Source organism: Aquiflexum sp. (assembly GCF_977115555.1).
Genome location: NZ_CDSBKL010000026.1, coordinates 1 through 20,917, shown reverse-complemented (window position 1 = coordinate 20,917; position 20,917 = coordinate 1). Strand labels below are relative to the sequence as shown.

The following is a 20,917-nucleotide window of genomic DNA, read 5'->3' as shown; positions in this document are numbered from 1 at the left end:
AGCCAAACTATCCAAAATATCTTCCCTAGTCAATTCCGGAAAATCATCCAATATCTCTTCCATTGTCATTCCTGAAGCAAGGTATTCCAGAATGTCATAAACAGTAATTCTCAACCCTCTGACACAAGGCTTGCCTCCCCTTTTACCAGGCTCAATGGTGATGATTTCTCGATAGTTGTCCATGTTTCTTTTTCTTAAATGTACGCACTTTCTGTTTTATTGTTAAAAACCAAGGTTTCTTATTTTCTTCTTACCCACAAAAAAACAGCCGAATGAAAACCATAGCCTAAAACAAAAAAACAACTAAATCTTGTATTCAAGAAAATTTATTTTATCCAATTTTCTAATCTTAGAGAAGGAATTCTTGAAAACTCTTTAATATTGTTAGTAACCAAAACAAGGTTTTCTGAAACTGCATGGGAGGCGATCAACATATCCATAGGACCAATAACTTTTCCTTCAAGTTCTAATTTTGACCTTATTTCTCCATAAAATGTAGTAGCTGTTTGAGAAAATGGCAAGATCTCTAATGGCAATAAAAAGTTGAAAAGGGCAATTCTATTTTGTTCTTTAAATTGACTTTTGCTTGCACCATACTCAAGTTCCGCCACAGTAATTGAAAAATTGCAATTTCTCCTAAGTTGATTCTGGAAAATTTCTCAAAAATGTCAATTGGCTTTTTTTTGATAATATAAATGCAAGTATTAGTATCAAGTAAATATTGCATATCTAGAATGACTCTCTTTTATCTTGACCTTACTGATTCCTTTCCTCCAAAAAATCATCTGAGAAAAGATCTATACTTTCAAACATGGTTTGCCATGGATTATGAAAAGGAATGATGAAAATAGAATTTCCAACTTTCTTCAAAAAAACCTTATTATCGTCTATTTTAAGATTTTCAGGGATCTTAATAAACTGACTTCCTGAAATATTTTCGATTTCTACTTCTTCCATCTTCAAAGATTTAAGTTTCTTAAATGTACGCACTTTCTCATTTATTGTTAAAAACCAAGCTTTCTTATTTTCTTTGCATCCATAAAAAATCAATCCAAAATGAAAACTGTAGCAGATAGGAAGAAAGCCCAAAATATTCCCGAATACATTATCTACATGTACCAAATGGAGGATTTGCTTCGGGTTTATCATTTCAATCTGGATGATATCAGACTTTATGTCATTTCACATTATCCTATATCTGATTCCGAAAAAACAGAGACAGCGATATGGTTTAGCGATTTGGCACATGAGATGAAAAATGCAAAAGTGGAAGAATCAGGGCATCTTCCCCAAACCCAAAAACTCGTTGACCATTTCGCCTCCTTACATTGGAACTTGCTGAAAACCGACAGGGATTATTTTGAGCTGTACCAACGTGCAAAACCACATTTGATCCAACTTTTCTTGGAAGCCGGTGAAAATGCGCCAAAACATGAAATCCAAATTGCCCTCAATGCCATTTATGGGCAGTTATTGGCGAGGTTGAGAAGCAGGGAAGTACCTGCTGAAATCCTGGAAGCCAATGATAGTTTTGGCGATATTCTCAGTTACTTGAACTGGGTTTATTTTAACCAACAAGAAAGCAAGGAAAGAGAGAATTGATTTATTCCAAATATTCATACACACTTTTGTAGCAGCCATTCGCGTCGATATAATCAAAAAACGAATTGTAAAAAGGATGGATGCTTAAAGTAGAACTGTCCCCAACCACCACCAGTTTTCTTTTTGCTCTGGTCAGGGCCACATTCATTCTCCTCGTATCCGCCAAAAAACCGATTTCTCCTTTTGCATTGGAGCGAACAAGACTGATGACAATGATATCCCGCTCCTGCCCCTGAAATCCGTCAATGGAGTCAATGGTAAGCAACTCGGAGAAAGACCTTAAGTTTGGAAATTCAAAGCTTTCAAAGACCAATTCATTGAATCTTCTCACTTGGGCGCGGTAGGGCGCTATCAATCCTATATTCCATTGTTTGGTCTTGATCTCAGCGATACCGATTCTTTTGAGGAGATTTTCAAGATAGCGTAAAGAAAACCTTGCCTCTTCAAGATTGAAGGTACTGAGAGATTCCTCTTCCTGCTGTTCTGTAAATCCACTGCCTGCGGTATCAATGTACTCCAGCACAGGTTCATCCGGAGCAAGGTAATGATGTAATGTGTTATCTGCTGCTTTTAGCCCGTTGTGATAGAAGTATTTGCTCGAGAAACCCATAACCAGTTCCGGCATCCTATATTGGACACTTAGCATTTTAGAGGCATCAGGTCTTCTTTTGATCACCTTTTCAAAAAGTGTTTCGCTTAGTCCGTTTTTAGCCGCTTCATAAGATTTGATCGTCGGTGGAAGCTGACAATGGTCTCCTGCCATCACTACTTTTGAGGCTTTTTGGATAGGAATCCATGTAGCCGCCTCCAGCCCTTGGGCTGCTTCATCGATAAAAACAATTGGAAAACTCATCCCTTTTAAAGCTGAATTGGCTGCACCCACAAGGGTGCATGCAAAAACTTGGGTTTCTTGGAAAATATCATAAATGATATAATCTTCCAAACTTTGAGCTTCAACTTTACACCTACTTGCCTCATCCAAAAGTCTTCTTCGTTGCATCCTTTCCTCAGGCCCGAAAGTACGTTTGTGTTTTTGACCCAGTTTTCTGTAATCATCTGCCGACTTTTTGAGCCGCTTCAGATCCTTGTAACTGTCATGCATCGCTATCTTGGCGTCAAGCGTCTGGGACAGAATATGGTCCTCTACCCTTGCCGGATGGCCGATACGGAGGGTATTTATTTTGTATTCCAATAACTTCTCCACCAAAAAATCCACTGCCGAATTGCTTGGGGCGCAGACCAAAACTTGTTTGCAACCATCAAGAGCCTGAACAATTGATGCGACAAGCGTGGTGGTCTTACCTGTTCCGGGAGGTCCATGTATGATAGCGACGTCCTTTGATGCACTGACCAAATTCAGAGCTTCATTTTGGCTGGAATTAAGGTGATTTATTTCTTTCGTAAAAGTGGCATTCAGAGACGGTGCCTTTTCTCCCAACAAGATTTCTTTCAATTCACCCAATCTTCCTTTTTCAGATTTGATCACTGCCTTCATGGCGTATTCCATCTCGCGGTAGCTCGCCTCATCAAAAAGCAAATCAATCCCTAATTTTCCTTGATGCATCCATTCGGGAACATCATCGGACTGTAAAGTAACCACCATTGTATCCTTTTTTACCTGATTGATCACCCCACTGATCCGATGAGATTGAAATTGGGTCTGATTCGAAAAAATAGAAACTGACTTCCCGGATTGAAATGAATGGGGCGCTCCCGGGTCAAACCTTTCAAATTCTACGATCAACCTTTCGCCAAAACCTATTTTTGATTTTTTAAGCTGAACAGGATACCAACAAACACCTTCTTCCTTTTTATCTGAAATTGAGGTATATAAAAACTTTTTTTTGTATTGGATTAAATCCTCCTCCCATTCTTGTTTTAAAAGTTTTAAAGAATTTCTTAATTCCTCCTGAATATTTCCCATCTATTATTACATTTAAAAGCGAAAATAAGTGATAATACATCGCTCTTACCTACTACTCTAAACATTAAATCGTGAATTTTCTAGCCCATGCTTATTTATCCTTCGGGGATCCAAAAGTCCTTGTAGGAAACTTTATCGGAGATTTTGTACGTGGAGACATTGAAAACACCTATGACAAGGATATTGTTGCAGGAATAAAACTCCATTGGAATATCGATAAATTTACCGACTCGCATCCAGTGGTAAAGGAAGCCCAGGCCATCTTGAGACCAGAATATGGAAGATATTCTATGGTAATCACAGATATGTATTTTGATTATTTTCTGGCAAGGTACTGGAAAAATTACCACCACATCCCTTTGGATCAATTTGCCGAAGATGTGTATAATACCATTGACGAATATGGAGATACCCTACCCGAAAAATTTTTACAGACATTTGGCTACATGAAATACTACAATTGGCTGGCTGGATATGGTGAATTGGACGGTATCAGAAGAGCCATGACAGGCATGGCAAAAAGGGCAACCTTCAACTCAAAGATGGAAACTGCCCATGTTTTTCTTGATGAGCATCATGAATATTTAAAAGTCCATTTTGGCGACTTCTTTGAGGATATGGTAGCTTTCTCAAAAAAAACACTCGCAGAATTACGAAACACATGATTCATTCCAGGCCAAAACCCAGTACATTTATTGCCCTTGGTCTCATCGTCCTTGTTCAGATTTTTGGATTGGTTTACATCCTCAACCATTTTGCTACCAAAAGATCATTTGGACTTCCCATCTATTTGTCAGGCACTGCCATACTCACTTTGGTAATAGTCCTTCTTCTGGTCAAAATGATGGCTGCATATAAATTTATAGCAATAGGCAAAGACCAAATTATTACCAGACTCCCTCTTCGGGGAAAAACGACCACATATTCCCTTTCCGAGGTTATGGTGTGGGAAGAAGAAAATGTCATTACCAACAAACGTGAATTCAAGCAGTTAACCATTGTTTTTGAAGATAAAAGCTCTTTTTCAATCAGCAACCACGAACATCTCAACTATGAGGAATTTGTAAAATCCCTAAACAAAAAGCTGCCAAAGAAAAAGATAACTGCTGGAAAAAAATCTTAAAACCTAAGTGCAAGAGAAGCTGTCAAAGCGGTATTCATCCTTCCAAATTTTCCTTCTGGGAGCGGAAAAGTATCTTCAGAACTGATGAATCTCCTTGCTTCAAATCTCAGTAAAGCTTTCTTGGATAATGAGAAGTCAAAATTTGCAGACAATCCTGTTAATTTCAATCCCTCATTAAGGATAATTTCCATAGGATCTGAATAATATTCCGCTCTACCTGCAAGTGTTATTTTCTTTCCCAAATCCTTACTCAGCGATGCTATCAATCCAAACCAAGAATCAATACCTCCTGACAAGGTCTGCTGAATTCCATAATCAGCACCAAAAGCAACATCCCATGTTTTTTTTTCATAGAGCATATACACATTATTGAAAAACCTGTTTAATCGAACAGGATAAGGATTTTCATTTCCAAAGTAATTTGAATAATTTATTGTGACTTGTTCTGAAGGCATGTATTTGAAAGCAGTGCCGATTCCCAATGATTTGTTTTCTTCGTTCTTCACAATATTCTGCCAGCCATTTGTAAGCCAAAGCTGTATTTCCCATTTGGGGTCAGGGGTATAGGTGAATTTCCCACCTGTAAAAAAGTAAGGTGAACTTTCAGCCAGGATACTTCTTGTCAAATTCATGCAATCCATTCCATACCAAGATTCAAATCCTATATAAGAAGGCATTACACCAATATCAACCCACAGTTTTTCGTGCAATTTTATTCCAAAAGAGGCTTCGTTGATAAACTGTGCCCATTTAGGTTCATCGGCAAGATTGTATTGGGCGTAAGTACCAACCATCAAAGCAACATTAGCCCTAACCTGATCATTTTGAAAGGATGCTTTTAGCAAGCCGAGGTTGATACTGAATTCATTATGCCTATTGAAGTTATATAAAAAGTCAGGCCTAAGATTGTCTTCAGGGCGATTAAAATCATAACTGTAATATGATTCGAGATAACCTGAGAAAATAATTTTTTTGTCAGTATCCTCTTGTGCTGACAGTTTTCCGATCAAAAATAAAAGCAGGAAGGTCAATCTTTTCATATTCAAAAAAAGAAAACCCGGAAGTTTCCAACCGGGCTGAGAATTATCTTTTTGTTCTAAAATTCAAATCATATAGTTCAATACTCTCGTGGATAATTTTGAATGCCTCCTCTTTTCCTAGAAAATCCTCCACTTTCACTTCCTTATTTTCAAGCTTTTTATAATCTTCAAAAAACCTATGAACCTCTTTCATTAAATGTGGGGGAAGTTCATCGATATCATTGATATAATTGACAGACTGATCCTCAGCGGCAACAGCAATTATCTTATCATCTGCCTCGCCTCCATCAACCATCCTCATAACACCGATTACCTTGGCTTTGACCAAAGTCATGGAAGGAATATCAATTTGAGAAATTATCAGAATGTCTAGTGGATCCTTATCCTCACAAAAGGTCTGAGGGATAAAACCATAATTAGCCGGATAATGGACTGCTGAAAACAAAACCCTGTCCAACAGTAACATTCCGGTTTTTTTATCCAACTCATATTTACCCTTACTTCCTTTTGGAATTTCAATTACACCCATCACAAATTCGGGAGCTTGCTTGCCAATATTGACATCATGCCAAGGATTGATCATATCTAAAAACTTTTTGGTGTGGAAAATTAAATTGAGAACAAAGAAAAGCGAAAATCACGTGTAATCAAATAAATATCAATCCAATCCTGATTGAGAAATCAGCACGGTAACGATAAGGAAAAGTCCATATCAGTTTTCAGTATTTAGCTTGGAATAAGACTTGGTAACATCACAGTTACTTTTGTTCCAACATCAACAGTAGATTCTAAGCTGACCTTACCTCCCATTTGGATAGCGGATTCCTTGACCATATATAGTCCAAGGCCTGAACCGACATTTTTTTGAGTAGCCCTTTGAAACAAATTAAACACTTCATTAATGAGCTTATCATCAATACCTACACCATTGTCTTCGACGATTATCGTGGCAATATTTTCAGACACATCTATGGATACGTTGATTGTTTTATCAGTTGTGTTTTCCTTCTGGAAGATTACCGCATTGTGGATGAGATTATTTAAAATTACGCGGATTTTTGAATCATCAGAATTAAATTTGGAATTTTGACTAATTTTGATATTTATAGATATAATATCAAGATCCCATTTGACCTTATAAATTTCTAGTTGTTGAGATACGACTTCTTCAAAATCAATTTCAGTGACTTTGTTTTCAATTTTAGTGGACCTGTAGAAATCCAGCATTTTGTAAATAAATCCATCAAGTTTTTCCGTGGCTGTATCTATCAGATCAAAATATTCTAATACGGACGGATCTTTGGCTTCCATTTTGGCAAGCTTGGACACACCGGATATGCTCATCAGTGGCCCTCTCAACTCATGAGAAAGGGAATATACAAACTGGTTCATTTCAGAATGTATTTTCTGAAGCCGTTCATTCTTGTCTTTTAATTCCTTCCTGGCAAAATAAATATCCCCTGCGGTTTTGATGGCATTTTTAATCTGTTCAATATTCCACGGCTTGTCTATAAATCTATATACCTGACCCCTGTTTATTGCATCTATAACACTGGCTATATCCGAATATCCAGTGAGGAGAATCCTGACGGGTTCGGGGTTAATCTTCATCAATTTTTCAAAAAATTCCACACCATCCAATCCCGGCATCCTTTGATCGGCTATGACCACATGGAGTTCTTCAGTCTCCGCAATTTTAAGACCTTCAAAAGCATCGAGGGCAGTAATTACCTTATAATCTTTCCTCAAACTTGCCTTGAAGGAGTTCAAGTTATTGTCTTCATCGTCGATATAAAGTACTATAATTTTGTCAGTCATTCTGCTGGGTATTTTGATAGATTGGAAGGGTAATGATAAAATTGGTTCCTTTACCTTGTTCTGTGCGTACTTCAAGTGTCCCTTTGTGATTTTCAATAATAGTATAGACAATTGAAAGTCCAAGACCGGTCCCTTTACCTACTGCTTTGGTTGTAAAAAAGGGCTCAAAAATCCGCTGTTTAACATTCGCAGGCATTCCAAACCCATTATCCTCTATTTCAATTCTGATTTGTTCTCCGATGTGATTTGTTCTGATGGTAATCTTTGGTTCAGGGATATTATCCAGATTCTCAATCAAAGCATGGATAGCATTGGTAATGATGTTCATAAAAACCTGATTGAGTTTACCTGGCAGGCATTCAATTATCGGGATATTCCCAAACTCCCTATAAACCTGGATTTTTCCGGACATCGAACTATTGAGCAATATCAATGTACTGTTGATCCCATCGTGGATATCAACTCTTTTGACATCCTGCTCATCAACTCTAGAAAACAGTCTCAACCCCTTTACAATTTCAACAGTCCTTTTCGCCCCTTCTTCCATTCCTCTTAGTAACTGGTCAATCTCCTTGAGAATATAGTCAAACTCTATATCATCTTCCACTTCCTGCAAATCTTTTTTGGAAGATTCAGAAAACTCAAGTTTCCCTTTTTCCCTATATGCTTTGACTATCTCAAGCAAATCGTTGATATCTCTTTTGAGAGGAGAGATATTAGAGCTTACAAAATTAATCGGGTTATTGATCTCGTGCGCTATACCTGCAGTCAACTGCCCCAATGAAGCCATTTTTTCTTGATTGACCAATTGGGTCTGGGTATTTTGAAGGTTATGGAGTGTAAGTTCGAGTTCCTCTGTCCTCTGTTTTACTTTTTCTTCAAGAAATTCATTTTGCTCAATAATCCGGCTTTCATGTTCCTCAAGTAATTTGAGTTTTTCACTTTGCTCAATTTCATTCTCCCTTTTCTGGTCATTTATCCTATCTGCTAAAGCAAATGACAAAAGAATCACACCTAAGCCTGCTCCAAATGGCATCAAATAAAAGTTTGGCTGCGAAAAAGGAATCACACCCATCTGTGTGAGTACAAAAAGAAATATACCCAACATAAACACCGACCAAGCAATCAAGAAAAACCTTGCCGGTTTAAATCCACTTCTTAGAATAAGGACTGACATTAAAAAAACATAAGGTATGACAATGGCCTGTGTAACCAAAAAAACAGCATAGGTGACCCTCAATAAGCCTAGAAAAGTACCAAGCAATATCAAAAAATAAACACCATAAATTACCATAAGACCTAAATCCAACTTAGGCAGGTATTTCTTGGTTTTGAGAAACGACCTTACAAACCAAATGGCACAAATACTCCCCAAAATCGAAAAAAGGATATTTGACCTTAGGTTCATCCACACCCAGTTCGGCCAGATTAATTCTTGTGCAAATCCCAAAATGGATGATTGCCCTAACCAGACCAAGAGAATATAAAAGACATATATCAAGTATGTTTTGTCATTGAGCGAGAAGTAAAGAAATAAGTTATAAAAAAACAGTCCAAAGAATACCCCAGTAAATATACCATATAAAATATTCTCAAAATAAAGCTGGTGATTTATAGTTTTCATGTCAGCTATTCCTGCCGAAACTATCCTCTTTTCATTGGTGATTATTTTCAAATACACTTCATCGGTAACACCCTCCTCCATTTTAAGCTCAAAAATTACTTTCCTGGAGGGAACCAATCTGTTATTAAAATCATGGATCCTACCGCTTACCTGATTTACCTTAACTTCCCCGTCCCTGACCAAATAAAAATAAATCTCATCCAAATTTGGATTATTGATCACGAGATATTTCTTCTCTTCTCCCATCCCATTGGGTTCAACTTTAAACCTTAGCCAAACTGCCTCTTCACCTAAACCGAAATTTGGATTTTTGGAGGGAATAGATATGAAGTTGGGATTTGATACCACATCAGTTATCCCCATATCCCCATTCAAATCAATAAAGTATTCATAGTTGAAAACATCCACCATTTCCAAACCATTGTCCAATTGGAGGACCGGAGAGGTTATAAGCAGAAAAATATTGATAAGGGCAACAATCATACATTCAAGGTAGGTATGGACAATTTAGTTTCACTTCCAAAGTAATATTTTTGTCCGGAATGCATTCCTTTTTTCAAAATATGAAAATCCAGGCTAAAGAACCACTTTATAGATTCAAGATAAAATGAACCTATTCTCGAAAAAACACGGCTTTTCAGCCAAAACAGGAACATTTGGTTCCTATTCAATATCCCACCTATTAATTTCTTGCCTTTTTTTGAAGGAGAGGCTAACCTAACTCCCTTCTCCAAATATGAACCGGAATAATAATCCCAATAGAGAAACATCTGACTTTTTGGTTCAACTTTAAAATCAGAAGCTCTTATACACACCATTCTGAACAAAATCCAAAAATAAGGGAACGTTAAACCCATAATGAAAATTTCAATTTGAAGGAGTAATTCAAGCGATGAAGCCAATCTCATTTAGAGGCAGTAAGAGTGGGTATTAGCGGTAAAGTTATATTATTGAACCAATAATCATAAGAGAAGTGTAAAAAAAATAAAAAAAAAGGAATTTTATTTCGACATTTGAAGAAATCCTATAAAAGGAGAAATTTTTTTGGGTAAAATTAACAATAAGTAAAATATATACTTAAACTTGTACCTAAAGTTTCACTAATAGTAAATGTAAATGTTCGAATCACCCAGCGAAAAAATAAAAATTCTGTATGTAGATGATGAAGAAAATAACCTTCAGGCATTTAAGGCTACATTTAGAAGAGATTACAAAATCCATCTTGCTATTTCCGCACAGGAAGGCAGGAAATTACTGAATTCTAATGAGGTTGACATCATTATCACCGACCAAAGGATGCCTGACGAAACAGGAGTTGACTTTTTGGCCTCTGTCATCCCAGACCATCCTGATCCGATACGGATTCTACTGACTGGATATACTGATATTCAGGCAGTAATAGATGCCATTAACAAAAGTCAAGTTTACCACTATCTCACCAAACCTTGGGAAGAGGATTATATGCGAACGGTAATCAAAAATGCATTTGAGGTTCTGTCTCTTCGAAAAGAGAACAAAAAATTAATGGAGGACCTTGTAGAGACTAACAAAAATCTTGAGTTGATGCTCCAACAAAAATAGAACTAGTATCGTGCAGCAAGGAGCAACAACAACTCCTTATGAGTCATAGAAAATTTCCTTGCCAAGTACGCATTTGTAAGGCTACCCCTGTAAGTGTAAACCCCTTTCATAAACCACTTATAATTGAACACCATTTCTTCTGCCCCTCCCAAATCAGCCATATGGAGCAAAATGGGGGTGAATATGTTACTTAAGGCACAGGAGGCTGTCCTTGAAACACGTGATGCAATATTGGGAACGCAATAATGGATTACTCCATGTTTGACAAATGTCGGGACATCGTGGGAAGTCATCTCTGAAGTTTCTATACATCCACCTTGATCTATTGATACGTCGATGATTACGCTTCCCTCCATCATTGCAGCAATCATTTCTTCGCTTACAACAATTTTGTTCCTACCTTTTTCGGCTCTTAGGGCTCCAATGACAACGTCCGCTTCCTTAATGGCATTCCCCAATGTATAATTATCAATGGTTGACGTGAATACCTGCTGACCAAGGAGGTGCTTTATCCTCCTCAACTTATAAATATGGTTATCAAATACCTTAATGCTCGCTCCTAGTCCCAAAGCAGTCCTTGCTGCATATTCAGCGACAGTTCCGGCACCTACTATGACCACCTGCGTAGGAGGAACTCCTGTAACTCCTCCCATGATCAGACCCTTCCCGTTATTTACACTGCTCAGGTATTCTGCAGCGATCAACATCACCGTACTTCCGGCAATTTCACTCATGGCCCTTACCACAGGCATACCTCCAACTTTATCCTCAAGATTTTCATAGGATACAGCTGTAATTCTCTTTTTGTTTAAGGCTTGGATATAATCTGCCTTTTGCTTTCCTAGTTGCAGGGCAGAAATCAAACAAGATCCTGAGCGCATAAAATTGATTTCCTCCTCTGTTGGCGGTTCAACTTTTATGATTACCTCCGCATCAAAAGCTTCTTTGGCAGTATAGACTACCTTTGCCCCGGCATCGGAATACTCTTTGTCAGTAAACTTCGATTCTTTTCCGGCGTTGGTTTCTACAAGGACCTGAAGACCATTATTGACCAGAAGTGCAACTGCATCAGGCGTCAAAACCACCCTCTTTTCTTGGGCGGCCGTTTCCAGAGGCACTCCTATCAGCAATGAATTTTGCGAATTCTTAACTTTCGCTACCGCTTCTTTGGGATAAATCCCAACCTCTTCCCTTATTTCAACCATCTTTTTCACCATTAATAACCCTATTTAAGGTAATTATCCTTCCTCCAGATCCATCCACATCAATTTGGACATGCATAAAATCAGAAGGTATAAATTCTGCGATTTTTTCAGCCCACTCGATCCAACAAAGCCGGCCACTGTCCAGATATTCATCCAGACCAATTTCCAAAACTTCTTCCGGTTCTTCGATTCTATAAAAATCAAAGTGGTAAAAAATTTCACCCTCAGCGCTCTTGTATTCATTAACCAGAGAAAAAGTAGGGCTGTTCACCCTGTCTTTAATCCCCAATATCTCGGCAATTTCCTTGATCACCGTAGTTTTACCGGCTCCAAGCTCCCCTTTGAAAATCCAGATTTTGTCAAACCTGCCAAACTCTATGATCTTAAGTGCGGCTGAATGAATTCCTTCTATTCCAGCACAATAATACTTTTCCAAATTTAATTAAATATTCTTTGGTTCGAGTCTGATAAATGGGATAATCATTTCTTCAAGAGATACTCCTCCATGTTGGAAAGTATCTTTGTAGTAATTTACATAATAATTGTAATTGTTTGGATATGCAAAGAAATAATCTTCAACTGTAAAAACATAGCTTGTCGAAACATTGAACCTGGGCAACTTGGCATCTTCAGGACGGGAAATCTCAAACACTTTGCCACTTTCAAAATTTAGATTTTTCCCCTGCTTGTACCTGAGGTTAGTCGTTACATTTTTATCCCCGATGATTTTGTACGGCCTATTGACCCTTTTTGTACCATGATCAGTAGAGATTATCACATCGGCTTTGGCAGCATGGATTTTTTTAAAAAGATCAAAAAGCGTAGAGTGCTCAAACCAACTTTTGGTCAAAGATCTGTATGCAGATTCATCCGGAGCAAGTTCCCTGACCATTTTGATATCAGTCCGGGCATGCGACATCATGTCCACAAAATTGTAGACCAATACATTCAGATCGTTGTTTAGCAACTGATGGAAATGATCCAAAACAGCCTTACCTTGAAAGACCTGGAGGATCTTGTTATAGCTGAATTTGATATTCATTTTATTTCGATGAAGATTTTCGGACAAAAAATCTTCTTCATGGTTATTTTTGCCTTCATCGGTATCTTCTCCTTCCCATAGTTCAGGATGGAATCTTGCCATATCGGAAGGCATCATGCCGCTAAAAAGGGCATTTCTTGCGAAGGCTGTTGTAGTGGGTAAGATACTGTAATAGGTACTCTCCTCCGAAGTATTGAAGTATTCAGAAATCAAGGGTTTGATCACTTCCCATTGGTCCAGCCTAAGGTTATCAATTACCACAAAAAATAGCGGCTTGCCGTTTTTGACGTTCGGAAAAACCTTCTCCGCCATTAACCTGTGGGACAGGATTGGTTTTTCAGATTTAGGATCATTGATCCAGTCGATGTAGTTGTTTTTGATAAATTTAGCAAAAGCAGCATTAGCTTCTGTTTTTTGGGTATCAAGGACATCCTGCATGCTTTTGTTGTCAGTCCCATCAATCTCCATCTCCCAATAAGTCAGCCGCTTATAAATATCTGTCCATTCCTGATGGGTGGAAGCTTCTCCGCAAGCAGTGCTTATATTCATAAAATCCTGTCTGTAGGACAGGTTTGTTTTTTCAGTGATCAGCTGCTTATTCTGCAAAATCTTTTTTACTGAAAGCAGTATCTGGTTTGGGTTGATTGGCTTGATAAGGTAATCGGCAATTTTTCCACCGATGGCATCATCCATGATGTGCTCCTCCTCACTTTTGGTGATCATGACGACCGGAACCTGTGGTTTTAGCATTTTGATTTGTTGCAAAGTCTCCAGTCCTGTCATTCCGGGCATCATTTCATCCAAAAAAATCACATCAAAATTGAACTTCTCCACCATTTCGATGGCATCTACGCCACTGTTGACAGTTGCTATTTCATAGCCTCTTTGCTGTAAAAATAAAATATGTGGCTTCAGAAGATCTATCTCGTCATCCGCCCATAGGATTTTGAACCTTTGCATAAAATTTGGTTTACTTCTTTTAAATTTATAATTACTTTTGAGACCTATCAAATGTCAAGGACATTGAAACGCCATAAAATTCTGAATGATCCTGTTTATGGATTCATTACCATTCCCAGCGAATTGATTTTTAGTATCATTGACCATCCTTACTTCCAGAGGTTACGTCGTATCAAGCAACTTGGTTTGACTGATTATGTCTATCCCGGCGCATTGCATACGAGATTTCACCATGCCATCGGTGCCATGCATCTCATGAGCATTACCCTGGACAATCTCAGACATAAAGGTATCGAAATTAGTGAGGAAGAATACGAAGCCGGCCTTATTGCTATTTTGTTGCATGATATTGGCCATGGCCCGTTTTCTCATGCATTGGAATTCAGCATCCTTCAAAACATCCCCCATGAATCCCTCTCACTTCTTATTATCCAAAAACTCAACAAGGAATTAAACAACCAACTTGATCTTTCCATAAAAATATTCAAAGGAGAATATGAAAGGAAATTTTTCAACCAACTCGTTTCCAGTCAGCTTGACATTGACAGATTGGATTACCTCCAAAGAGACTGTTTTTTTACAGGCGTATCGGAAGGGGCAATCGGTGCAGACCGGATCATCAAAATGATGGATATCAAAGATGATCAGCTGGTAATTGAAGAAAAAGGGATCTACAGTATTGAAAATTTCTTGAGTGCCAGAAGGTTGATGTATTGGCAGGTATACTTACACAAGACTACTGTGAGTGCGGAAAAGATGATGATAAGCCTGATCAATCGCGCCAAACATCTTAGCCAAAACGGCCAAAACCTTATTGCCACAGATGAACTTCTTTATTTCCTCAAAGGCAATTTTTCGCTAAATGACTTTGAAAACAAAGGAGTTTTATTGGAGAATTTTTTAACGCTTGATGATTTTGATATTTGGGGAGCCATCAAGCTTTGGAAAAACCATGAAGATTACATCCTGAAAAATTTATCCAGGATGTTTTTGGAAAGGAATCTTTTTAAAATAAATCTACGCAATGATGAATTCTCACTTTCAGAAATCGAGGAGGAAAAAATGCGGTTATTGAAAAAATTTCAAATACCCGAAAGCGACCTGACTTATTTCTTTAATCATGGCGTTTTGAGCAACCACGCTTACCTCAATACGGAACAGATTTTTATTTTGACCAAAAAAGGTAACATCGTCGATGTGGCAGTGGCAGCTGACCTTCCAAATATTAAGGCCATGAGTAAAATTGTGAAAAAACACTATATCTGTCACGCCAAAAATTTAACTTTGTAAGCTCTAAACCCAATCTATGGAATTTTCTCTTGGTCAAATTGCGGAATTAATAAGCGGAAAAGTTGAAGGTGACAAAACCCTGAAGGTAAGTCGCTTAGATAAAATACAGGAAGGTCTGCCGGGAGGCATCAGTTTTTTGTCCAATGAAAAATATGAATCCTTTATCTATGACACCAAAGCCACAGCTGTCATTGTATCCGAAAATTTTGAACCGCAAAAACCACTGACTACTAATTTAATCAGGGTGAAAAATGCATATGAAGGTTTTACAATGCTGCTTGAAGCCTATTCGATGATGATAACATCAGGAAAATCAGGTATCGAAGAGCCTTCATTTTTTGACCAAACAAGTACAATTGGGAAGGATTTTTATAGGGGAGCATTTTCTTATGTTGGCAAAAACTGTGTTTTGGGGGATTCAGTAAAAATCTATCCTAACGCCTACCTAGGCAATAATGTGAAAATAGGAAACAATACCATCATCCATGCCGGGGTCAAAATTTATGACAACACCCAGATTGGAAATAATTGCGAAATCCATCCGGGTGCAGTCATCGGCGGAGACGGATTCGGTTTTGCCCCACTTCATGATGGCAGTTATAAAAAAATCCCCCAATTGGGAAATGTAGTGATTGAAGACAACGTTAGCATTGGTACCAATACCACTATAGATTGTGCAACAATGGGGTCAACTTTGATAAAAAAAGGAGCTAAAATCGACAATTTGGTACAAATTGCCCATAATGTGATCATAGGTGAAAACACCGTGATCGCTGCACAGACAGGGATTTCTGGTTCTACAGAAATCGGTAAAAATTGTGTGATAGCAGGAAAGGCGGGAATTGTTGGCCACATAAAAATAGCTGACAATACCACTGTGGGCGCCAATACTGGCATTTCAAAAAGCATAAATAAGTCCGGTCAGACTGTTTTTGGATATATGGGATTTGAAATCAAAGATTTCTTGAAATCTTACAGTCTCTTCAAAAAACTGCCCGAACTATTAGACAGAATCAAAGAACTCGAAAAAAAACCATAAATTTACGCTTCTTAAATTGAAGGAGTTTAACAGGATCGGATGAGAGTCAAACAGCATACCATAAAAAAACAAGTTACCGTATCGGGAGTAGGTCTCCATACAGGGGTAATTTCAAATATGACATTTTTACCTGCCCCACCAAACCATGGTTTCAAATTCCAAAGAATAGACCTTCCCGGAATGCCGATAATTGACGCCGATGTGGACAATGTCGTAGATATTTCAAGGGGTACAACCCTTGAACAAAGCGGAGCAAGGGTATTTACGGTCGAGCACGTCCTTGCGTCCTTGGTTGGTTTGGAAATCGACAACGTCATGATCCAATTGGATGGTCCTGAGCCTCCCATTATGGATGGATCTTCCATCCAATTTATTGAGGTTTTGGAAGAAGTGGGGTTGGAGGAACAAAATGCCTTAAGGAGATTTTTTGAGATACCTGAAAGCATTACTTACAGAGAACCTTCTAGAGAAGTCGAAATGGCAGCTTTGCCGCTTGACGACTACCGTGTCACCGTAATGGTGGATTACAATTCCCCGGTTTTGGGAAGTCAGCATGCCTCCATCACTAATATCAGTCAATTCAAAACTGAGATTGCATCCTGCAGGACTTTCTGCTTTTTGCATGAATTGGAAATGCTGTACAATCAAAACTTGATTAAAGGAGGAGACCTTAACAATGCCATTGTGGTAGTGGACAGGGTCGTTGAGGAGAAAGAATTGGAGCATCTTGCAAAGATGTTTAATAAGAAAAAGGTTGAGGTAAGGAAGGAAGGAATACTCAACAATGTGGAATTGCGGTATAAGAATGAACCTGCAAGACATAAGCTACTGGACGTTGTCGGAGATTTGGCATTAGTAGGAAGACCATTAAAAGCGCAAATTTTGGCTGCAAGACCCGGTCACGCCGCCAATGTAGCATTTGCTAAGAAAATAAAAAGGGTGATGGAAAAGGCCGGTTCGGTCCATATTCCACATTATGACCCAAAGCTTCCTCCAGTAATGGATATCAATCAGATCAGTAATATTTTGCCTCACAGATATCCTTTTCAGCTTTTAGACAAAATCATTTACTTGGATGAAACCGTAGTGGCTGGGGTAAAAAACGTGACCATCAATGAACCCTTCTTTATGGGGCATTTTCCAAACAATCCTGTAATGCCCGGTGTTCTCCAAGTGGAAGCAATGGCACAGACTGGTGGGATTTTGGTATTGAGCACAGTAGATGATCCGGAAAAATATTGGACCTATTTTTTAGGTATTGAAAGTTGCAAATTCCGTAAAATGGTGCTTCCTGGAGACACATTAGTCTTCAAGTGCGAGCTACTTGCTCCCATCCGGAGAGGGATTGCAAAAATGAAAGGGGAAGCTTTTGTAGGTAACACCCTTGTTTGTGAAGCAATTATGACAGCAAGTATAGTCCGGAAAGAATCATGATCAGTCCTCTATCCTCCATACACGAAAAAACCATCCTGGGAAAGGATGTTCAAATAGATCCTTTTACCATGATTCACGAAAATGTGGAAATCGGTGAAGGAACATGGATCGGCTCCAATGTCACTATTTATTCAGGAGCCAAAATCGGAAAAAACTGCAAAATATTTCCAGGGGCTGTAATTGCTGCTATCCCTCAGGATCTCAAGTTCCAAGGAGAAGATTCGACTGTCGAGATTGGTGACAATACTACTATCAGAGAATGTGTGACCATAAGCAGAGGAACTATTGATAAAAGGACCACAAAAGTCGGAAGCAATTGTCTTTTGATGGCCTATGTGCATATTGCCCATGATTGTATAGTAGGGAATAATGTCATCATTGCCAATGCCGTACAGGTGGCTGGACATGTGTCTATAGACGACTGGGCCATCGTAGGTGGAAGCAGTGCCATACATCAATTTGTCAAAGTCGGGATGCATTCTATGATATCAGGCGGTTCATTGGTGAGAAAAGATGTACCACCATTTACCAAAGCAGCACGGGAACCTCTCAGCTATGCAGGCGTGAATAGTCTTGGGTTAAGACGGAGAGGGTATTCCAGCGAAACAATCAGCCATATCCAAGAAGTTTATAGATACTTATTTTTAAATTCTTTGAACAACAGCAGGGCACTGGAGGAAATCGAAATCAACCTGCCAGCTACCAAAGAACGAGATGAAATCATCAATTTTATCAGATCTTCCGAAAGAGGAGTGATGAAAGGTTATATCAGCTAATAAATAATGGAACTGAAGCTGGATCAGGTATCCAAAAGATATCAGTTTGAATGGATTTTTAAAGACATCACACTTCGTGTTCCATCATTTTCCCATTGGGCCATTACAGGCAGTAACGGTTCCGGTAAATCAACTTTACTGAAATGCCTTTCAGGGATGAATCCTCTCACCCAGGGATCGATTTCCTATTTCTCAGGAGGAAAAGAAATACATGGCAATGAAATATTTAAGTCCCTTGTAGTCAGTGCGCCTTATATGGAACTCCCTGAAGAGTTTTCTTTAAGAGAGCTTCTTGAATTTCATTTCAAATTTAAAATTCCGGCTGGCAACCTTAATCTCGAGGAGATGATGGAAATAATGTACCTCAAAAACCACCAAAACAAACCTGTTTCGCAGTTTTCTTCCGGAATGAAACAAAGATTAAAGCTTGGTCTGTGTTTTTTTTCAAATTGTCAATTGGTTCTTTTGGACGAACCTACCTCCAATCTTGACGAGCAGGGAATAGCTTGGTATTTGGAGTTGGTGAAGCAATTTTCGAAAGACAGAACACTTTTTATCTGTTCCAACAACCCCAAAGAATATTCTTTTTGTCCTAATGAAATCCATATCGAAAATTTTAAGGTTAAACAAAAACTTTGATTGTTAGACTGATTTATTAATTTTACAGAAATTTACTCACCTACTTATTATGCAACAAAAATTATTAAACTTCCTACTCCTAGGGTTATTAGCCTTTGGAGTGTTCTCTTGCAAAGAGAAAAAAGACGACCCCACACCAAGCAAAACCCCTGAAGAATTAGCTATTGAGGAACTCACAGGAGGTTCTTCTCAGATTTGGACAATTGCAGGAGGTGGCACAGTCATTCGTGACGGCAGATCTGAAACCAATATTTATCAGACTTTCGAGTTGACCCTTGCAGCGAATTCATCAAGCAAAACCTATGTAACTGTCAACAACAACGATCTGTTTGACTCAAATGGGAATTGGTCTTTTGTAACAGGAGGGCTTGATAAGTTGTTATTTACAGGATCTAAGCCTGCATCAAACACCGAGATTTCCTGGACCAGAACGGGTGACAACCTTATCCTTAGGTTCAGCATTGTAGCTCCAAGTGGCCGTCAGTTGGCAACTGCTGCTGTTTTGGGAGACTATGTTTTTACGCTGAAAAAGAAACCATAAAAAATCAACTTCTCAAATTCAAAAGGGCAACCCAAAAATATTTGGGATGCCTTTTTTTATGCCTTTAATGTTACTAATGTTACTCCTGCCCCGCCTCTGTCTGCATGTTCATCCTCAAGTTTGGCAACCTGATTCATATTTCTCAAGAGGTTGCGCGAGATTTCTTTCAATATACCGTTTCCTTTGCCATGGACTATCCTAAGATCTTTGAGACCAAGCATATAGCCGTCATCCACAAAGGACTGAACCAAAGGGAGAATTTCTTCCCCTCTCATACCCCTGATATCCAAGTTGGGTGAAAAATCCAACATTTTGCTATTGGTATCAAATCCTGTCCTTCGGACAAGGGTTTTCTTTTCCTTTTTCACTTCAGAAAGGGAAACCTTCTGTAGCCTATTGATTTTGACATTTGATTTCAGATCACCGATACTGATTTCAGCTTCTTTTTTCTTGAGGGCCAAAATCTGAGCAATGGCTCCGTTGTCAATCAATCTCACATAATCCCCAACCTGAATCTCTCCTTCCACATCTTTGATTTCGGGAGCAACAATAACTTTTTTTTCAGGCTTGACTTTGATCTTCAAGTCTTCGATTTCTGTCCGAAGCTGTTTGGTGATTTCTTTATCACCTTTGCTTTTTTTGATATCGGCAATGGTATTTTCAATTTTTTTATTGACCTCATCCAAAAGCGTTTTAGCCTCCACCTTGGCTTCCTGAAGGAATTTCTTTTTGTTCTGATCAATGGAATCTTTCAGCGAGGTATATTCTTTGACTTTCAGATCTAGGACTCTTTCTTTCTTTTTGTTTTCATTGACAAGCTGCTCATAGTTGGCGAGCTGATTTTCCAACTTGGTGAGCATCTTGTCATATTTGACCCGGTCCTCACCTATATGGATTTTAGCATATTCAATGATGCCCTTTGAAATGCCGATTTTGGAAGCGATTTCCAACGCAAAAGAACTTCCAGGTTTTCCCAGATCCAATTGGTACAAAGGTTCAAGTTTGTCGACGTCATACCGCATGGCACCGTTTACCAAACCCTGGTTTTTGGAAGCTACCTGCTTCAGGTTACCGTAGTGCGTTGTCAGTACGCCATAAGCTCCTGTTTTGTTCAATGCCAATAAAATCCCTTCAGCAATGGCCCCTCCAAATTGAGGTTCCGTGCCTGTACCGAATTCATCGATGAAAAGTATCGTTTTTTTGTCCGCAAACTCAGTTGAGTATTTCATACTCATCAAATCCGAACTATACGTACTCAGGTCATTTTCGATAATCTCCT

The 20,917-nt window shown here is 38.6% G+C and carries 22 protein-coding genes; 10 read left to right on the top strand and 12 right to left on the bottom strand.

Translation table 11 applies throughout. The features are described from left to right. The 3 genes from ACZFYI_RS03125 to ACZFYI_RS03115 form a co-directional block, all read right to left on the bottom strand. A partial coding sequence (locus tag ACZFYI_RS03125) for a DUF433 domain-containing protein (RefSeq protein WP_462522667.1) occupies window positions 1-183 on the bottom strand: 183 nt, incomplete at its 3' end. A 143-nt stretch (window positions 184-326) separates the two neighbouring features. Next, window positions 327-656, bottom strand: coding sequence for a type II toxin-antitoxin system tRNA(fMet)-specific endonuclease VapC (vapC, locus tag ACZFYI_RS03120; RefSeq protein ID WP_462522668.1), 330 nt, complete (start codon window positions 654-656; stop codon window positions 327-329). Between the two features lie 100 nt (window positions 657-756). Further along, window positions 757-957: an antitoxin gene (locus ACZFYI_RS03115; RefSeq protein ID WP_462522666.1), complete on the bottom strand. Its 201-nt coding sequence runs from the start codon at window positions 955-957 to the stop codon at window positions 757-759. Window positions 958-1,056: 99 nt separating this feature from the next. On the opposite strand from ACZFYI_RS03115, the gene ACZFYI_RS03110 reads away from it, so the two are divergent. Beyond that, window positions 1,057-1,602: a DUF4924 family protein gene (locus ACZFYI_RS03110; protein WP_462522665.1), complete on the top strand. Its 546-nt coding sequence runs from the start codon at window positions 1,057-1,059 to the stop codon at window positions 1,600-1,602. Window position 1,603: 1 nt separating this feature from the next. On the opposite strand, the gene ACZFYI_RS03105 is transcribed toward ACZFYI_RS03110, so the two are convergent. Next, window positions 1,604-3,526, bottom strand: coding sequence for an AAA domain-containing protein (locus tag ACZFYI_RS03105; RefSeq protein ID WP_462522664.1), 1,923 nt, complete (start codon window positions 3,524-3,526; stop codon window positions 1,604-1,606). Window positions 3,527-3,597: 71 nt separating this feature from the next. On the opposite strand from ACZFYI_RS03105, the gene ACZFYI_RS03100 reads away from it, so the two are divergent. Further along, on the top strand, window positions 3,598-4,191 hold the full coding sequence (locus tag ACZFYI_RS03100; protein WP_258425071.1) for an acyl carrier protein phosphodiesterase: 594 nt from the start codon (window positions 3,598-3,600) through the stop codon (window positions 4,189-4,191). Beyond that, entirely contained in the window at window positions 4,188-4,649 is a 462-nt protein-coding gene (locus ACZFYI_RS03095; protein WP_462522663.1) for a hypothetical protein, read from the top strand. The genes ACZFYI_RS03100 and ACZFYI_RS03095 overlap by 4 nt, the downstream gene beginning before the upstream one ends. Here the strand turns inward: ACZFYI_RS03095 and ACZFYI_RS03090 are convergent. From ACZFYI_RS03090 to ACZFYI_RS03075, 4 genes are all read right to left on the bottom strand, one after another. Further along, a complete protein-coding gene (locus tag ACZFYI_RS03090) occupies window positions 4,646-5,689 on the bottom strand; it encodes a porin (RefSeq protein ID WP_462522662.1) in 1,044 nt (347 codons plus the stop codon). The two genes, ACZFYI_RS03095 and ACZFYI_RS03090, sit on opposite strands and share 4 nt — an antisense overlap. Window positions 5,690-5,732: 43 nt before the next feature. Beyond that, the gene (locus ACZFYI_RS03085; protein WP_462522661.1) at window positions 5,733-6,272 is read right to left on the bottom strand and encodes an inorganic diphosphatase; all 540 of its coding nucleotides are present in this window, start codon (window positions 6,270-6,272) and stop codon (window positions 5,733-5,735) included. A 143-nt stretch (window positions 6,273-6,415) separates the two neighbouring features. Continuing rightward, window positions 6,416-7,507 (bottom strand): hybrid sensor histidine kinase/response regulator, encoded by a 1,092-nt coding sequence (locus ACZFYI_RS03080; RefSeq protein ID WP_462522660.1) that lies wholly within the window; start codon window positions 7,505-7,507, stop codon window positions 6,416-6,418. Continuing rightward, window positions 7,500-9,614 (bottom strand): sensor histidine kinase, encoded by a 2,115-nt coding sequence (locus ACZFYI_RS03075; RefSeq protein WP_462522659.1) that lies wholly within the window; start codon window positions 9,612-9,614, stop codon window positions 7,500-7,502. The genes ACZFYI_RS03080 and ACZFYI_RS03075 overlap by 8 nt, the downstream gene beginning before the upstream one ends. A 633-nt stretch (window positions 9,615-10,247) precedes the next feature. On the opposite strand from ACZFYI_RS03075, the gene ACZFYI_RS03070 reads away from it, so the two are divergent. Next, window positions 10,248-10,712, top strand: a complete 465-nt coding sequence (locus tag ACZFYI_RS03070) for a response regulator (protein ID WP_462522658.1) — start codon at window positions 10,248-10,250, stop codon at window positions 10,710-10,712. A gap of 2 nt (window positions 10,713-10,714) precedes the next feature. Here ACZFYI_RS03070 and ACZFYI_RS03065 read toward each other — a convergent pair whose 3' ends face one another. From ACZFYI_RS03065 to porX, 3 genes are read right to left on the bottom strand one after another with little or no spacing between them, the layout of a single operon-like run. After that, window positions 10,715-11,929, bottom strand: a complete 1,215-nt coding sequence (locus ACZFYI_RS03065; protein WP_462522657.1) for an alanine dehydrogenase — start codon at window positions 11,927-11,929, stop codon at window positions 10,715-10,717. Continuing rightward, window positions 11,910-12,353 (bottom strand): tRNA (adenosine(37)-N6)-threonylcarbamoyltransferase complex ATPase subunit type 1 TsaE, encoded by a 444-nt coding sequence (gene tsaE / locus ACZFYI_RS03060; protein WP_462522656.1) that lies wholly within the window; start codon window positions 12,351-12,353, stop codon window positions 11,910-11,912. The genes ACZFYI_RS03065 and tsaE overlap by 20 nt, the downstream gene beginning before the upstream one ends. 6 nt (window positions 12,354-12,359) lie before the next feature. Then, window positions 12,360-13,919 carry a T9SS response regulator signal transducer PorX gene (porX, locus tag ACZFYI_RS03055; protein WP_462522655.1) on the bottom strand — a complete coding sequence of 520 codons (1,560 nt, stop codon included), beginning with the start codon at window positions 13,917-13,919 and terminating at the stop codon, window positions 12,360-12,362. A gap of 63 nt (window positions 13,920-13,982) precedes the next feature. Here porX and ACZFYI_RS03050 point away from each other — a divergent pair, with 63 nt between their 5' ends. The 6 genes from ACZFYI_RS03050 (at window position 13,983) to ACZFYI_RS03025 (ending at window position 19,638) form a co-directional block, all read left to right on the top strand. Continuing rightward, window positions 13,983-15,209, top strand: a complete 1,227-nt coding sequence (locus tag ACZFYI_RS03050; RefSeq protein ID WP_462522654.1) for an HD domain-containing protein — start codon at window positions 13,983-13,985, stop codon at window positions 15,207-15,209. Window positions 15,210-15,225: 16 nt separating this feature from the next. Next, window positions 15,226-16,248 carry a UDP-3-O-(3-hydroxymyristoyl)glucosamine N-acyltransferase gene (gene lpxD, locus ACZFYI_RS03045; RefSeq protein ID WP_462522653.1) on the top strand — a complete coding sequence of 341 codons (1,023 nt, stop codon included), beginning with the start codon at window positions 15,226-15,228 and terminating at the stop codon, window positions 16,246-16,248. A 39-nt stretch (window positions 16,249-16,287) separates the two neighbouring features. After that, entirely contained in the window at window positions 16,288-17,682 is a 1,395-nt protein-coding gene (locus ACZFYI_RS03040; RefSeq protein WP_462522652.1) for a bifunctional UDP-3-O-[3-hydroxymyristoyl] N-acetylglucosamine deacetylase/3-hydroxyacyl-ACP dehydratase, read from the top strand. After that, window positions 17,679-18,458, top strand: a complete 780-nt coding sequence (lpxA, locus tag ACZFYI_RS03035; protein ID WP_462522651.1) for an acyl-ACP--UDP-N-acetylglucosamine O-acyltransferase — start codon at window positions 17,679-17,681, stop codon at window positions 18,456-18,458. Before ACZFYI_RS03040 ends, lpxA begins: the two co-directional genes overlap by 4 nt. A 6-nt stretch (window positions 18,459-18,464) precedes the next feature. After that, a complete protein-coding gene (locus ACZFYI_RS03030) occupies window positions 18,465-19,097 on the top strand; it encodes an ABC transporter ATP-binding protein (protein WP_462522650.1) in 633 nt (210 codons plus the stop codon). Between the two features lie 100 nt (window positions 19,098-19,197). Beyond that, the gene (locus tag ACZFYI_RS03025) at window positions 19,198-19,638 is read left to right on the top strand and encodes a hypothetical protein (RefSeq protein WP_462522649.1); all 441 of its coding nucleotides are present in this window, start codon (window positions 19,198-19,200) and stop codon (window positions 19,636-19,638) included. A gap of 56 nt (window positions 19,639-19,694) precedes the next feature. Here the strand turns inward: ACZFYI_RS03025 and ACZFYI_RS03020 are convergent. Continuing rightward, window positions 19,695-20,917, bottom strand: a 1,223-nt coding sequence (locus ACZFYI_RS03020; protein WP_462522648.1) for a Smr/MutS family protein, incomplete at its 5' end; no start/stop codon positions are given.

What these genes read in the sequence shown, in the direction of transcription:
- ACZFYI_RS03115 (WP_462522666.1), bottom strand. Translation starts at nt 957, where the DNA reads ATGGAAGAAGTAGAAATCGAAAATATTTCAGGAAGTCAGTTTATTAAG.
- ACZFYI_RS03110 (WP_462522665.1), top strand. Translation starts at nt 1,057, where the DNA reads ATGAAAACTGTAGCAGATAGGAAGAAAGCCCAAAATATTCCCGAATAC.
- ACZFYI_RS03105 (WP_462522664.1), bottom strand. Translation starts at nt 3,526, where the DNA reads ATGGGAAATATTCAGGAGGAATTAAGAAATTCTTTAAAACTTTTAAAA.
- ACZFYI_RS03095 (WP_462522663.1), top strand. Translation starts at nt 4,188, where the DNA reads ATGATTCATTCCAGGCCAAAACCCAGTACATTTATTGCCCTTGGTCTC.
- ACZFYI_RS03090 (WP_462522662.1), bottom strand. Translation starts at nt 5,689, where the DNA reads ATGAAAAGATTGACCTTCCTGCTTTTATTTTTGATCGGAAAACTGTCA.
- ACZFYI_RS03085 (WP_462522661.1), bottom strand. Translation starts at nt 6,272, where the DNA reads ATGATCAATCCTTGGCATGATGTCAATATTGGCAAGCAAGCTCCCGAA.
- ACZFYI_RS03080 (WP_462522660.1), bottom strand. Translation starts at nt 7,507, where the DNA reads ATGACTGACAAAATTATAGTACTTTATATCGACGATGAAGACAATAAC.
- ACZFYI_RS03075 (WP_462522659.1), bottom strand. Translation starts at nt 9,614, where the DNA reads ATGATTGTTGCCCTTATCAATATTTTTCTGCTTATAACCTCTCCGGTC.
- ACZFYI_RS03070 (WP_462522658.1), top strand. Translation starts at nt 10,248, where the DNA reads ATGTTCGAATCACCCAGCGAAAAAATAAAAATTCTGTATGTAGATGAT.
- ACZFYI_RS03065 (WP_462522657.1), bottom strand. Translation starts at nt 11,929, where the DNA reads ATGGTGAAAAAGATGGTTGAAATAAGGGAAGAGGTTGGGATTTATCCC.
- porX (WP_462522655.1), bottom strand. Translation starts at nt 13,919, where the DNA reads ATGCAAAGGTTCAAAATCCTATGGGCGGATGACGAGATAGATCTTCTG.
- lpxD (WP_462522653.1), top strand. Translation starts at nt 15,226, where the DNA reads ATGGAATTTTCTCTTGGTCAAATTGCGGAATTAATAAGCGGAAAAGTT.
- ACZFYI_RS03040 (WP_462522652.1), top strand. Translation starts at nt 16,288, where the DNA reads ATGAGAGTCAAACAGCATACCATAAAAAAACAAGTTACCGTATCGGGA.
- lpxA (WP_462522651.1), top strand. Translation starts at nt 17,679, where the DNA reads ATGATCAGTCCTCTATCCTCCATACACGAAAAAACCATCCTGGGAAAG.
- ACZFYI_RS03030 (WP_462522650.1), top strand. Translation starts at nt 18,465, where the DNA reads ATGGAACTGAAGCTGGATCAGGTATCCAAAAGATATCAGTTTGAATGG.